Raw genomic sequence first — 13815 nt, forward strand, 5'->3', positions numbered from 1 at the left:
CATTGACGCGTATCTGCTCTTCGACACAAGCCGTCGGGCCGGACCGCCGCCGCAGCCGCAGACGCGGAGGAGTCAACGACTGGCCTCGGCCACCGCACTGTTCAGTGTCGCGGCCCCATGCACTGCGTCTGGCCGTCGGCCGGCTTTCACAACATCGCGGTACGCACGACTGGTGCGCACACTATGAACAGAATCACGCGGCACATGGTGCACCTACGCATGCGTTCCTAACATCACAGCGCTCGGCGCGAACTGCGCCCCTGGAGTTCAGGAGCATCGCTGTGAATCGCTCAGGCCGGACCCCTTTCCCCTCCCGTCGCCACCGGACCCGCGCACGACATCTCGTGACGCTGACTGCCGGTGTCACAGGCCTCGTTGCCGGGTCACTCAGTGGCATCAGCCCGGCCCACGCGGCCGCGGAGACGCCCCCAGCAGTCGTCTCCTGCCCTGCGAACCTGGCCGAGAAGGCCACCTGTTACACCGGTCAGGACTCCAACGGCGCCTTCTACGCGATCGCTGTTCCCAAGCGGTGGAACGGCTCGCTCGTCGTGCACGCACACGGTGGCCCTGACTTGGGCGACGTGTCCGATCCCGAGCGGAGCGTCGACGACCTGGAACGTTGGTCGGTGATGGTGGACCAGGGCTATGCGTGGGCGGGCTCGTCCTATCGGCGCGGGGGATACGGGACCCGTATGGCCGCCAGTGACACGGAGAGTGTTCGCCGGCTCTTCGTGAAGGAGTTCGGTGATCCCGAGCGGACCTACGTACACGGCCAGTCCTGGGGCGGGAACGTTGCCGCCAAGGTCGTAGAGGTGTACGGCAAGCATGGCGCCTATGACGGTGCTCTGCTCACGAACGGAGTGCTGGGTGGCGGCTCGCGTGGCTACGACTACCGTGTCGACCTTCGCGTGGTCTATCAGTACTACTGCCAGAACCTGCCCCGCCCCACCGAGCCCCAGTACCCGCTGTGGCAGGGACTGCGGCCCACATCGACGCTGACAACGACGGGGCTACGGGCCCGTCTTCAAGAATGCACGGGATACGCGTCGGCACCGCAGGACCGGACCGCTCTGCAGCAGCGCAACCTCGACGACATCCTCGCAGTCACACGCATTCCGGAACGCACCCTCGAATCACACCTGCGCTTCTCCGTGTTCACGTTCCGCGACATCGTGCACAACCGGCTCGGCGATCGGAACCCCTTCAGCAACACGGGTGTGTGGTACTCCGGTTCACACGACGACGAGGCGCTCAACGAAGGTGTCGAGCGCTTCTCCGCCGATCCTGAAGCCCGGCGGGACCTGTCCTACGACAGCGATCTCACCGGCCGGGTCTCGATCCCCGTACTCACCTTGCACGCCATTGACGACCCCACCGCGTTCGTCGAACACGAGGCCGCCTATCGCGCCGGCGTTGAAGGCGCGCACCGGGAGAAGAACCTCGTACAGACCTTCACGACGGAACACGAGCACAGCGAACTGAGCAACGCCGAGTACGCCAACTCCATCGCCGCGCTGTCCAATTGGGTACGTACGGGAAAGAAGCCCAACCCGCAGTCCGTCGCGTCCTCCTGTGCCTCCTACGACCGCACCTACGGCACAGGCTGCTTCTACGACCCCGACTTCCATCCTCAGCCGTACGCCTCTCGCGTCGAGCCCCGGCCGGGGGGCACGTCGTGGCCGGCCATGACAGCGCAGCAGGAAAGGAACTGGAGCCGGATCGACGGGGTGGGCATCGCGCCGTAAGGGGGCTGGCGCTCCAGTGACACTTCCCCATGGGCGCTGGTCGGCGGTGGTCTTTCGAGCCTGGTGGGGTGACGGTGGTACGTATGTCAGTGCCCGAGAAGTTCCGAGAAGTTCTCCGAGACCGGACCCGGCTTCTCGGTCGTCCCGCAGCCGCTCCGGTTCGATGCAACGCCGTATCGCCTACAAGGACCGGCACCTCGGCGAGCCCCTGGTGCCCCGGGTGACCAGTGCCTCCCTCAGCGCCCTGACCTCCGTGCCGATGCTCTTCACCTGGCTCGTTCCGAAGAGCGGGGAGCGCCTTCCGGCCGCGTTGCTGCACGACGGGCTGATCCATCCGCTGGACGGTCTTCCCGCAGGCCGGCGAGAAGCCGTGGATTTCTGTCGTCGCTACCTGACCCGTCACTTCGAGCCGCTCCGCTACGACGTTGCTCTGGCTGCGGGCTGGCCGACCCCCACCGGCGCGATCGAGGGTGCCAGCCGGCAACTGACGGCGACCGTATGGACATCGCTGACGTCCGCGGAGACCTGGCAGGCGCCGAAGCCGTGCTCAGGCTCCCCACGTTGATCGGATCGACAACGGTGGCTTCGATTCCTGCCGACCTCACCACACCGCACACGAGCACCAGCGTCTCTGTCCGCCGGCCCGGCCAGCAGGAATTCGCCCTCACCGCTTGATCGCGGGGCCGTGCGGCGACAGACTGCGCCGGTGAGCCTCGACCTTCCCGTGTTCCGCTATCACCCCGATCCGCTCACCAGCGGCTCCATCCGCGAAAGCGCCGAGACCTGCGCATGCTGCAACCGGGCCACGGGCTGGATCTACACCGCGACCTTCTACACCGCCCACGAAGTCAGCGGGGGCCTCTGCCCGTGGTGCATCGCCGACGGCAGCGCGGCCGAACGGTTCGCCGGAGAGTTCACGGACTCCTACGGACTCGCCGACGTCAGCGAGGAGATCCTGCACGAGGTCACCCGCCGCACCCCCGGATTCCACGCCTGGCAGGACCCACACTGGCTCGTCCACTGCCACGACGCAGCCGCCTTCATCGGCGAGATCGGCTACACCGAACTGGCAGCCCACCCCGAAGCCCTCGACCAGCTCAGGCAGGACCTGCGCACCGGCGGCTGGCACGACGCGGCCCAACTCGAGCAATTCCTCTCCCACCTCGGCGAAGGCGCCAGCGCGATGCTCTTCCGCTGCACCGTCTGCGGCACCCGCCTCGCCTACGCCGACGCCTCATAACCGCCACGGAGCTCGGCAGCCCCCGAAACCGAGCCGGTCATCCCTTCAATGGAACCGTGTCCGGCGGGGCCGTACCTGGATATCAGGTGGGCGAAGGACGGCGGCATGCTGCTTCCTGGACCGGGGAGGGGATGTCAGCGTGGTCCGGGAGCGCGTCGTTGCGGGTTCTCGAGCTGACATCGGCGAAACCCGCCTATCGAGGGGTTTCGCACAGGCGACCGGCCTATCTGACCCCCCGGGCCGTGAGATAGGCGAGAACCGCCAGAACGCGGCGGTTGTGTTCCGTGCTCGTGCCGAGGTTCAGCTTCGCCATGATCGAGGCGACATGGGTCTCCACGGTCCGCTCGGTCAGCCACAGGCGTCGTGCGACGCCCAGGTTGGTGTGGCCTTCGGCCATCAGGGCCAGGACCTCCAGTTCGCGTGAGGTGAGTGCGGCGAGGGGGTCGCGGCGGACGCCGATGACGCGGGCGACGACTTCGGGGTCCAGCGCGGTGCCGCCCGCGGCGACCCGGACCAGGGCGTCGAGGAAGTCGTCGACGTCGAAGACCCGGTCCTTGAGGAGGTAGCCGAAGCGGCCCTGGGCGACCAGTTCCACGGCGTTACGGGTCTCGATGTGCTGCGAGAGCAGCACGATGCCGAGTTCGGGACGGGTCTGTCGGATCTGCCGGGCTGCGCGCGCGCCGTCGTCGGTGAGGTCCGGCGGCATGCGGATGTCGATCACCGCCAGGTCGGGATGGTGCTCGGCGACGGCGGCGACGAGGGCGGGCGCGTCGGCGGCCAGCGCGACGATGTCATGGCCCGCGTCCGCGAGCAGCCGTGCCAGGCCCACCCGGAACAGGGCGGAGTCCTCACCGATCACGATACGCACGGCAGCACCGCCTCCACTGTCGTACCGCTGCCCGGGCCGGTGGTGATGTGCAGTCTGCCGCCGAGTGCGGCGACCCGGTCCCTGAGCCCCGCGAGCCCCGATCCCCGGTGGGCGTCGGCGCCGCCCCGCCCGTCGTCCTGGACGGTCACGCGCAGCGTCCCGTCACCGTCCTCGCCCACGACGACCCCGATGTACGTGGCCTGCGCGTGCTTGACGGAGTTGGTGACGGCCTCGCTGGCGACGTAGTACGCGGTCGTGGCGACGTCGTCGGGCAGTACGCGTCCGTCGAGCCGCCAGTCGAGCTGCACCGGGGCCCTGAGCGCCAGGGACTCCAGGGCGGGGCCGAGGCCGTCGTCGAGGGAGCTAGGCCGCAGGCCGTGCGCCAGTTCACGCAACTCCGCGACAGCCGTGCCCAGTTCGGCCACCGCCTGGTCGAGGAGTCCGTCGAAGTCGACGCTGCCGTCGTCGAGATGGCGCTGTGCGAGCCGCAGGGCCATGCCGAGGCTGACCAGTCGCGACTGGGCGCCGTCGTGCAGGTCCCGCTCCAGGCGGCGGCGTTCGCGGTATCCGGTGCTCAGCAGCCGGCCTCGGCTGGCCTCCACCTCGCTGAGGGCCTGACGCAGTTCGAGTCGCAGCCGTACCGTCTCGACGAGCAGTGCGCCGGCGGTGGCCACCTCGTGCGGACAGGGTCCGTCGATGATTCCGATGGGGCGTCCGGCGAGCCGTACTTCGGTGCCTCCTGCCACCGGTGTGCCGGCCGTGTCGCGGAACTCCGTGCCGCCCGGCAGCAGGAAGCCGACCCGCAGGGAGGGTTGGCGCAGGGCGTCCCGCAGCACCTCCTCCAGCTGCTCGGGCCGCGCCCTTCCCGCGTGCACCTCGCGCTCCAGCGCGGCCACGGCCGCCAGAGCCCGCTCCCGCACAGGGTAGAAGCGCCGGTCGACCGAGCGGCGTAGCCGGTTCTTGGCCGGTACGAGGACGACGGCGACCAGCGCTGTCACACCGGCCGACACCACCGCGCTGCCCCGCCCCAAGGCCAGGCCGCCGGTGAGCGACACCGCGCTGTACACGGCGAGCAGTCCGGCGGTCAGCAGGCCCCAGGTCACGACGGCGCTGGTGGTGCGGTCCACGTCGTAGAGGTCGTGGCGCAGGATCGCGAGTGCGGTGAGCGAGGGCACGCCGAGCGAGAGAGCGGCCAGGCCCACCCAGATCAGCGCGGTGAGCTCGCCGAACAGCAGGTAGTTGACCCAGCACAGCAGGAGGGTGCCGGGCAGTGCGACGACTCCCAGGCCGAACCACTTCAACTGAGCCCGTTCCACGGGGCCGCCCGCACGGTAGCGATGGCGCATCACGAGCGCCGAGGACACCAGCAGCGCCATGAGCAGTCCGAGCAGCGGCAGCGCGAGGAACCAGATCACGGACTCGGGCAGGGTGGGCAGGGGATGCCCGAAGCGCTCGAACGGAGGGTCGTACGCGGTCGGGTCGAGTGCGGCGACGAGGATGAAGACAGGGGTGACGGTCAGCACGCCGTACAGGACCAGCCGCGGGAAGCGGCCCGGGGGCAGGCGTCCGCCGGGGAAGTACAGCATGAGCAGCAGGACCGGCACGTACCAGAGGATCCACAGTCCCGCGGCCAGCTGGTGGACCGCTTCGGCACCCGGCATCGGGCGGGAGAGGCTCACTTCGCCGTGGATGTCGAGGAGGGTCTCCAGGGGCGGCACCAGGCCGATGAGCGTGAGCAGGAATCCCACGAGGTTTCCGGGGCGGCGGTGCGCGACGAACAACCCCATTGCGGTGGAGAGCGTGCCGGCGACCACGGCCGAGACCAGCCCGAACACGAGCTCGGCCGAGACCTCGGGTGCGGCGGCCGTCAGTCCGCAGCAGGCCACGACCACCACCGCGGTCAGCAGGGCGGTGACCGACGCGAGACCACGAGGCCAGGACATGGGCCAACGGTAGTGGCGGAGCGAGGCGCTCGGTATCCGTGCTGACACGCAGAGCAGCCCCCGTGCCGGCACCGATGTGGTGCGGGCGGTCGCTTCGGGACAGTTCAGGGACCGGCATCCTTCCGGACGGTTCGACCACCGGACGGACGACCCATCGAAGGGAATCTCCTCATGACCGCAACTGTCCGACGGACCGCCTACGCCCTCGCGGCCGCCGTCGCCGCCCTCCTCGCGCTGATCGTGGTCACCTCGACCCAGGCCGACGCGGCCGCCTCCTCCTCCGTCGTCAGGTCGAAATACTTCACGTCCGGGGAAGCGAGGATCGCCTGCCCCAGTGGCTGGGTGGCCACGGGAGGCGGCGTCGGCGCGGACCTCACCGCCACCATGCGCGTGACGCGTACCGAGCCGCTGCAGAACTCCGCGCACACGCCGATCGGTTGGAAGGCCGACGTGCGGACGACGAGCGGCGGCGCGGGCAGCGGCACGATCTACGTGATCTGCGCACGCTGACGCATCGCGCACCACCCTCCGTCCGGCGGCGCCACGCCCATCGTGGCGCCGCCGCCTGCGATGACCCGTCGGCACCAATCTGCCGGTCAGAACACTGCGATCCGCCCTGGCGGCGCATCGCAGCCCCGTGCCCCGCTCCGCAGGAGTCCGTTTCCTCTCCGCCCTGAAGGACGGAGTATCCACGGAGGAAACCCGATGACGCCACCGCCGCCCCCCATGTACGCCTCGACGCCGGAGCGTTGAGCTGACCTCTGCGGCAAGTCGTCCAGGAACAGGGCGACGTGGTAGGCGTTGACCCCGTCGTTGGCGAGCAGGTCCCAGTTGGTGCCGGTTGCGCAGGTGAAGTCGTTGGCAGCCGCCTGCTGCGGGAACCAGACGTTCGCCTCCTTGTCGGGGTCGACGTGTCCCGGTCGGCTCGCGAGGTCGAGGCGTGCACACGACGGTCAACGGCCTGCCGAGCAAGGGGTGTTGGGGCGGTAGGGGCAGGCGTGGCGATCTGCCGCGTGCGGGGCGTCCGTCGGCCACCCCCCGCTTGTTCGCCGTTCATCTATCGCCTTGATCCTCCACACACGCGGCGCGGTCGCGCGGCGGAAGGCAGCCGCGGAAGGCAGCGGCAACCAGGAGGCGTCATGGGACACGGACATCACCACCACGGACACGACCACGACCACAGCCACGATCACGCGCACGAGGCTGCTCCCGCCCTGCCCGCGGCGTTCGACACCTCCGTGCCCGACGAGGCCCTCACCCCCGAGCAGCAGTCGCGCCGCACCTTGCTGCGCCGGGCCGGACTGCTCGGCGCGGGACTTGCGTCCGGCACCGTCCTCGCCACCGCCACTCGGGCCGCCGCCGCACCCGCCTCCGGCGGTCGGCGGCACGAGGGCTTCCTCTGGCTGGCCGGCGACCACCACATCCACACCCAGTACAGCAGCGACGGCAAGTACCGCGTCGTCGACCAGGTCCGCCAGGGCGCCCGGCACGGCCTGGACTGGATGGTCATCACCGACCACGGCAGCACCACGCACGCCAAGATCGGCGTCGACAAGGTGAACCCGGACATCAGACAGGCCCGCGCCGCCTACGAGGACACGCTCGTCTTCCAGGGCCTGGAGTGGAACATCCCGGCCGCCGAGCACGGCACCGTCTTCGTGCACCCGGGCAAGAACGAGGTCGCCGTCCTCAAGCAGTTCGAGACCGACTACGACGGCAGCGTGAACAGCGCGAGCGACTCCACGCCCGCCAATGAGGCGCTGGCCGTCGCGGGCCTGAACTTCCTGGCCGAGCAGGTGCAGCGGCGCAAGGTGAAGGACGCGCTGATGCTCGCCAACCACCCGGCGCGGCGCGGTGTCGACTCCCCGCACGAGATCCGCGGCTGGCGGGACGCCACCGGCTCCGGCCGCCAGATAGCCGTCGGCTTCGAGGGCGCCCCCGGCCATCAGGCCGCAGGCATCCCCGTACCGCTGGGGATGGCACGCGCCCGTGGCATCTACGACAACAGCCCCAGCGCCAACTCCTTCGCCGGCTACCCCCTGGAGAGCTATCGCACCTGGGGCGGCTTCGACTGGATGACCGCCACCGTCGGCGGACTGTGGGACAGCCTCCTCGCCGAAGGCAAGCCATGGTGGATCACCGCCAACAGCGACAGCCACCAGGTCTACGCCGACACCGCGGTGCGCGGACCCGGCGGGGACTTCAACGCCGACGGCCGCTACGAGGACCCGGTCTACGGCGGCAAGATCGACATCACCCAGGGCGACTACTGGCCCGGCCAGTACAGCCGTACGCATGTGGGAGCCGACGACTTCTCCTATGCCGCGGTCATGGACGGCATCCGCGCGGGCCGGGTCTGGGTCGATCACGGACAGCTCCTCAGCGGCCTGGACGCCCGGGTCGCGGGCGGCGGCCGGTGGGCCACGCTGGGCGGCGCCCTGCACGTGAAGAAGGGCACCAGCGTCACGCTGACGGTCGATGTGGCGCTCGCGGGCGGCCCCAACTGGGCCGGTTACGTGCCCCAGTTGGCGCGCGTGGACGTCATCCAGGGCGATGTCACCGGAGCGGTCGCGGATCAGGACACGTTCACCGCGCCGACGGCGAAGGTGGTCCGCTCCTACGAGGTCGGCAAGTCCTCCGGTGTCGTCCGGCTGACCTACCAGCTCGGCCGGGTGGACCGGCCGCTGTACGTCCGCCTGCGCGGCAGCGACGGCAACCGGAGCGCCGTCGGAGCGATGGGCGCGGCGGTCGACCCGGCGGGTCCGGCGATCGACGTGGTGGGCGACGCCGACCCGTGGCTCGACCTGTGGTTCTACTCCAACCCGATCTGGGTCCTGCCGTCGTGATGCGCTACGCCCTCACGGTGGACCCCGGGGTCCGGGACCTGCGTACGGCGGACCACCTGCTCCGGGAGCTGGCCGCCGAACTCGCCCTCGCCGAGGACGTGTTCGGTTGCACGCACCTGGTGCGCGGTGACCGCCCGCGCGTCGCTCTCTCCCTGGTCCTGCCGTCCGAGCCGCTCCTGAGCACCGTCCGGGAGCGGCTCGCGGCCGGGGGCCATGAGGTGCGCGACGGCCTGCCCGATCCGGCGGGCCGGGCGGTCCTCTACCCGGGAGCCGCCGCCGTCACCGCCACGCTGACGATCGCGCAACTGCTCACGCGCTCAGCGATCGACCGCGTGACGGTACTGGGCGCCCCCGGCCCGCCCGCCCCCGGCACGTCGCTGGTGACGCGCGATCACGTCCGCCCGCAATGGCAGGACGGCGAACTCGTGCTGACGGCCATGCCGGCGGCCGGGGGAGTCCTGGTCCCGTTCGAGGTCCCGGAGCCGACCCCGTGCTGCGCGGACCACTGACCCAAGTGACTTCTCGTACGGGGGCCGTCTGCGTCAGGGGGTGAAGATCTGCTTGAGGCTGTCGATGGCCCCGTCCGCGCCGAGGTGGTACTGGAAGACCAGCCCGCTGTCGGGGTTCGCTTCCAGCCAGTCCAGGAACTCCTGGACGCCGATGTGCTGGTTCTCGGTGCTGGCCACGATGGGGTTGGTGACGGTGACGTACGCCGCCTGGTCCATCGGCAGATAGGTTTCCTTGCCCACGGTCTCGAACGGGGCGCCGTCGGAATCGGGTGTGCCACAGCCCCAGTTGCCGTACCGGACGATCAGGCTCAGAGAGCCGCCTTCGGGCGTGTAGCGGTAGACGGCGATCTCGTCCGGCGAGATGGGCATCTTGTGGTCGCAGCCGTCGTCCTCGCCGCCGGTGCCGGCGGCGATCGGCGAACTCGAGACGGGAGATGTGGCGGAGGCCGGGGGAGGGGTCGCCTTGGAGGCGGGCGGCGTCGAGACCTTTCCGGCGGGCACGGCTGTCGCGGGTGCGGTCGTCTTGGTCCCGGTCCCGCCCTTCGCCGACGAGGCGGTGGCGGCCGTCGCCTCAGGTGCCGCGTCCGAGGAGTTGGAGGAGCAGGCGGTGAGCGCCAGGACGCCGGCCGTGCAGGCGCTCAGGGCGAGCGTCCGGAGCGCGATCTGTCTGCGGCGATGCGTGATCTTCATGATGTCCCCCGAGGGTGGTTGCAGCGGCCACCTGTGCGACCGCGTGAGCTGGAGAGACCATATTCAGCCACCCCGCGGCGCATTTGATCACCCTGGCGCCGTCTGTTGCGAATCGGTGACCAGCTCCGCGCAATGTCGTGAGACCGGCTGACGCCAGGAGGGGACGACTGCCCTGCTACTCCAGCAGGAGAAGGTACGAGGTACCCCAACGGCGCAGACCGCTCAAGGCCGCTCACGCTGACTTCCGCTCGCAAGGGCGTCGGTGTGCAAGGCGGATGGTCGCAGCGGCCGGGAAGGGCGATGGGCCGTCACCAGAGGCGTGTCGGCAGAGAATGCGGAGAACACCAGCGACCGCCCGGCCGGAGAGCGGTCGTTGACGCCGGCAGCAGTGTGCGTGGGTCGGTGAAGTCGAGCGCCCGAAGACGCTGTAGTGCACGTCGTAGGTGCCCGGACGCGCCGTCAGATGGCTGACGGCGTCGCACGGGACGGTGCGCAGGCGCGGCGCGAGGTGTGGCCGAACAACGCGGTGGCGATCCCGCACTCGCCCCGGTGGCGCATCGCTGTCAGCAGGCAGGCGTAGCCCTGGTCGAGGACCTGGCCGCCATGACCGTGTCGTACGGGTGGTCCCGCACGAGAAGTTGGACCTGCTTCGCCCACTGCTCCGGCGGGACGACCTCGTGGGCGGAGCGGACCGGGCCGGGCCGAGCGCCGGGTCGGTGGCCCATGTGGCCGCGGCTGCGCTCTCGTTGCCTGTGCGCACTGGGCCTCGTACGGCGCAGGCGTGTGGCCGGGAGTGCACCCCCCCATCGCTCCGAAGGGGACCGGGTGCGCACCCGGGGCGTTGTTCAGGCCCGGGTGTAGCCGCCGTCGGCGAAGAGTTCGGCGCCGGTGACGAACGACGAGGCGTCCGAAGCCAGGAAGAGGGCGGCCTCGGCGATTTCCTCGGCGTCGGCCAGCCGCCCCAGTGGCACCACGGCCTCGGCGAACCGGTCGACGTCCGGCCCGGCGGCGCCCAGCAGGCCAGGGGTCCGCGTGGGTCCCGGGCTGAGCACGTTGACCCGGAATCGGCGCTCCCGTGACTGCCGGGCCCAGTTGTGCACGAGGTTGCTCAACGCCGCCTTCGAGGCGCTGTAGATCTCGAGTTGTTCATTGGGGCGCACGCTGTTGCTTGAGCCGATGACCAGGATGGAGGCGTTCTCCGCCAGTAGCGGAAGCGCCTTCTGGACGGTGAACAGCGGGCCCTTGACGTTGACGGCGAGCGTCAGGTCGACGTTCGCCTCGGTGTGGGCGCCGAGCGAGGCGTCCGCGACGATTCCCGCATTGGCCACCAGCACGTCGATGCGTCCGGCCTCCTCGCGGACTCGCGCGTAGAGCGTGTCCAGGTCGGCCAGGACCGAGACGTCGGATCGTACGCCGGTGGCCGCGGGGCCCATCTCCTTGACTGCCGCTTCGAGGCGGTCGGTGTCGCGGCCGGTCACGAAGACCCGGGCGCCCTCCCGGACGAAGCGGTGGGCGATGGCCAGCCCGATCCCGCTGGTCCCTCCGGTGATCACGGCCACCTTCTCGTGCAGCACGCCTGCCATGTCGAACCCCTTCAGTTATGGAATGGATCGTCCATAAAGTAGGCCGTAATGGACGATCGAGTCAAGAATGGATACGCTGAGACGGTGCCGAGACCACGCGCATTCGACGAACGCCAAGTCCTGGAGCGGGCCCGGGAGCAGTTCTGGGCGACCGGCTATGCGGGAACCCGGATGGACGACATCGCCCAGGCGACCGGCCTGGGCAAAGGAAGCCTGTACGGCGCATTCGGCGACAAGGGCAAGCTGTTCCACCGTGTGTTCGGCGACTGGTGCACCGCAGTCGTCGAAGTGGCCGAAGGGCGGCTGACCGATGGCCCGGACGCAGAGGCCCTGGACCGGCTGTCGGGATACGTACACCTCATGGCGGACAACACCGCCTCCGACACCGAGCGCCGCGGGTGCCTGTTGGCCAAGGGCGCGGCGGAATTGGCCCAGCACGATCCGATGGTCGCCAGGCGGTCGGCGGAGACGATGACGGCACTGCTGGCCCTGCTGCGGACGGAGATCAGTGCTGCCCAGCGCCACGGCGACATCGACAGCGCCGCGGATCCGGAGCGGTTGGCGGCACTGCTGCTGACGGTGGTCCGCGGTATCGAGGCGGTAGGCAAGGCCGGCCTGGACGCGGAGACGCTGCGGAACATCGCGGACACCGCACTGGGGGTCCTGCCCAGGCCCGATGGGCAGAAACGCCTCGCAACCGGGCGCAGCACGGTCCGCGAGAACCAACGTGGTGCCATCACGGTCACATGATCCGCGGACAGCGCCCAACAGTCCGGCCGGTGCGGCGCGCACAGGGCGGAACGGGCCGGGCCCCCGCCTGGCGCCACGGGCCGGCGCAGTTGGACGTGTGCTCCCACCAGTGGTTCGAACACGTTGCGCGGGACCTGATGCGCCGGGACGGCCGGACCGACGGCACGATCCCCCGGTCCTGTGCCCGCCAGTAGCGGCGGCACCGCGGCGACCGTTAACTCCGCTGTCCCAGCCGCTGTGAGAACTGCTTGCGGCCCTTGTCCCGCCCGTCGGCTCCCCTCACCGCCGTAGGCACTCGCGTGCGCTTCTGTCTTCCTCGTCCGCACACGGACGTTCCGTCATACGACATGCCGCCCCTGGCGGTTGAGGGAGCTGCGCAGGGGCCGACCGGCCCGGGGATCAGTCGGCGGCGGTCACATGGGGCCGGTCGGCGGTGTCCTGGACGAGGACCAGGGCGGTCACGAGCGCGGCCACGAGGGCCAGGGCGACGAGAGAGGGGGCGAGGGTGACGGCGGGTCCGGCGACGAGGCAGACGGCTCCGCCGGCGAGGAGGAGCGGGGAGCGGTGGCTCGTGGTGCGCAACAGCAGGGCGGCCGAGGCGAGGAGGAACACACCGACGCCGCCGGGCAGGGCCCAGGCGACGACACCGTGGAGGGGGTCGGTCAGGTCGTAGTGGCCGGTGTCGGCGATCTGCGTGAGGGCCTTCTTCATACCGAGGGCGGTGAGGACGATTCCGGCCACGAGGGGAAGGTGGAGGAAGGTGTACGCGTCACGGGCCAGGCGGGTGCGGTCGTCGCCGGTCACGGTGGTCAGCCGGTGCTCGACCGTCTCGGCGAGTTGACGGAAGTACAGGCGCCACAGCCCCGCGGAAACGAGCAGCCCCAGGGCGGCACCGGCCACGACCGGGGTGCTCAGCGCGAAGCCGGAGACACCGACGCCGATGGCGACGATCGACTCGCCGAGGGCGATGATGACGATCAGTCCGTGGCGTTCGGCGAAGTGGCCGGGTGAGGCGACCCGCCAGCCCGACTTTCCGGTGAGGAAGATGCCCAGGTAGTCGATGACCACGGCGGCGAGCCAGAGCAGGATCTGGGTGGTGCCGGTGAACGCCGCACCGATGAGGAGCAGGGCGAACGGCGGGGCCACCGAGAGCAGGGCGGTGCGACGCAGGACGCGGTGCAGTGCCTGATCGGTGGGGTCGGACAGCCAGTACGTGACCAGGTGAAGGACGCGGACGGCGCCGTAGCACAGGACGAAGACCAGAGGGGCGGGCAGTCCGCCGGGCGCGTCGTCGTAGATCTCGGGCACGGTCAGCGACACGATCAGGACGACGGCCATGACCGACACCAGCACGGTGAACATCGCGCCGGAGTCGGCCCGTACGACGTTCCCCAGCCAGGCGAAACAGCACCAGCACCACCACAGCAGCGCCAGCGCGACCATCCCGCCGAGCAGCCGCAACCCGCTCGGGTCGGCCGCCATCAATGCTGTGACCTGAGTGATCGCATACACGAACACCAAGTCGAAGAAGAGCTCGGCCGGTGTCACTCGGTGGCCGCCCTCGGTCGCGACCAGCCGCGACCCCCCGCCATTCGCTACCACAACTCCCCCTACCGGGGCGCCCCATCGCCCCCGGCGGAA

13 protein-coding genes and 2 pseudogenes are annotated in these 13815 nt (G+C 70.1%); 7 read left to right on the forward strand and 8 right to left on the reverse strand.

Annotation, left to right across the window (positions count from 1 at the left end; translation table 11 throughout):
- The first annotated feature begins 344 nt into the window (after window positions 1-344).
- From ABZ928_RS19280 to ABZ928_RS19290, 3 genes are all read left to right on the forward strand, one after another.
- Entirely contained in the window at window positions 345-1745 is a 1401-nt protein-coding gene (locus ABZ928_RS19280) for a hypothetical protein (protein ID WP_361519993.1), read from the forward strand.
- Between the two features lie 163 nt (window positions 1746-1908).
- Window positions 1909-2310 carry a DUF1353 domain-containing protein gene (locus ABZ928_RS19285; protein ID WP_361519996.1) on the forward strand — a complete coding sequence of 134 codons (402 nt, stop codon included), beginning with the start codon at window positions 1909-1911 and terminating at the stop codon, window positions 2308-2310.
- A gap of 141 nt (window positions 2311-2451) precedes the next feature.
- On the forward strand, window positions 2452-2985 hold the full coding sequence (locus ABZ928_RS19290) for a CbrC family protein (RefSeq protein WP_361519999.1): 534 nt from the start codon (window positions 2452-2454) through the stop codon (window positions 2983-2985).
- Between the two features lie 223 nt (window positions 2986-3208).
- Here the strand turns inward: ABZ928_RS19290 and ABZ928_RS19295 are convergent, their stop codons facing one another.
- Both ABZ928_RS19295 and ABZ928_RS19300 read right to left on the reverse strand, forming a co-directional pair.
- Window positions 3209-3853: a response regulator transcription factor gene (locus tag ABZ928_RS19295; protein WP_361520002.1), complete on the reverse strand. Its 645-nt coding sequence runs from the start codon at window positions 3851-3853 to the stop codon at window positions 3209-3211.
- On the reverse strand, window positions 3841-5796 hold the full coding sequence (locus ABZ928_RS19300) for a histidine kinase (protein ID WP_361520005.1): 1956 nt from the start codon (window positions 5794-5796) through the stop codon (window positions 3841-3843). Before ABZ928_RS19300 ends, ABZ928_RS19295 begins: the two co-directional genes overlap by 13 nt.
- Window positions 5797-5967: 171 nt before the next feature.
- On the opposite strand from ABZ928_RS19300, the gene ABZ928_RS19305 reads away from it, so the two are divergent.
- On the forward strand, window positions 5968-6306 hold the full coding sequence (locus ABZ928_RS19305; protein ID WP_361520007.1) for a hypothetical protein: 339 nt from the start codon (window positions 5968-5970) through the stop codon (window positions 6304-6306).
- A 188-nt stretch (window positions 6307-6494) separates the two neighbouring features.
- Here the strand turns inward: ABZ928_RS19305 and ABZ928_RS19310 are convergent.
- Window positions 6495-6710: pseudogene (locus tag ABZ928_RS19310) on the reverse strand (1,4-beta-xylanase); the annotation flags it as partial.
- Between the two features lie 225 nt (window positions 6711-6935).
- Between ABZ928_RS19310 and ABZ928_RS19315 the strand changes: the two are divergent.
- Window positions 6936-8642 carry a PHP domain-containing protein gene (locus ABZ928_RS19315; RefSeq protein WP_361520010.1) on the forward strand — a complete coding sequence of 569 codons (1707 nt, stop codon included), beginning with the start codon at window positions 6936-6938 and terminating at the stop codon, window positions 8640-8642.
- Window positions 8642-9151, forward strand: coding sequence for a hypothetical protein (locus ABZ928_RS19320; protein ID WP_361520706.1), 510 nt, complete (start codon window positions 8642-8644; stop codon window positions 9149-9151). The genes ABZ928_RS19315 and ABZ928_RS19320 overlap by 1 nt, the downstream gene beginning before the upstream one ends.
- Window positions 9152-9184: 33 nt before the next feature.
- Here ABZ928_RS19320 and ABZ928_RS19325 read toward each other — a convergent pair whose 3' ends face one another.
- From ABZ928_RS19325 to ABZ928_RS19340, 4 genes and pseudogenes are all read right to left on the reverse strand, one after another.
- Window positions 9185-9841 (reverse strand): hypothetical protein, encoded by a 657-nt coding sequence (locus ABZ928_RS19325; protein WP_361520013.1) that lies wholly within the window; start codon window positions 9839-9841, stop codon window positions 9185-9187.
- Window positions 9842-10188: 347 nt separating this feature from the next.
- Window positions 10189-10352 (reverse strand): annotated as a pseudogene (locus ABZ928_RS19330) (SAM-dependent methyltransferase); the annotation flags it as partial.
- A gap of 52 nt (window positions 10353-10404) precedes the next feature.
- Entirely contained in the window at window positions 10405-10566 is a 162-nt protein-coding gene (locus ABZ928_RS19335) for a hypothetical protein (RefSeq protein WP_361520015.1), read from the reverse strand.
- Between the two features lie 120 nt (window positions 10567-10686).
- Window positions 10687-11424 (reverse strand): SDR family oxidoreductase, encoded by a 738-nt coding sequence (locus tag ABZ928_RS19340; RefSeq protein WP_361520018.1) that lies wholly within the window; start codon window positions 11422-11424, stop codon window positions 10687-10689.
- Window positions 11425-11508: 84 nt separating this feature from the next.
- Here ABZ928_RS19340 and ABZ928_RS19345 point away from each other — a divergent pair, with 84 nt between their 5' ends.
- Window positions 11509-12174, forward strand: coding sequence for a TetR/AcrR family transcriptional regulator (locus tag ABZ928_RS19345; protein ID WP_361520021.1), 666 nt, complete (start codon window positions 11509-11511; stop codon window positions 12172-12174).
- Between the two features lie 399 nt (window positions 12175-12573).
- Here ABZ928_RS19345 and ABZ928_RS19350 read toward each other — a convergent pair whose 3' ends face one another.
- Window positions 12574-13722, reverse strand: coding sequence for a low temperature requirement protein A (locus ABZ928_RS19350; RefSeq protein WP_361520024.1), 1149 nt, complete (start codon window positions 13720-13722; stop codon window positions 12574-12576).
- Window positions 13723-13815 lie beyond the last annotated feature (93 nt).

It is taken from the genome of Streptomyces sp. NPDC046909 (genome assembly GCF_040644695.1).
In the GTDB taxonomy this organism is placed as follows: Bacteria; Actinomycetota; Actinomycetes; order Streptomycetales; family Streptomycetaceae; genus Streptomyces.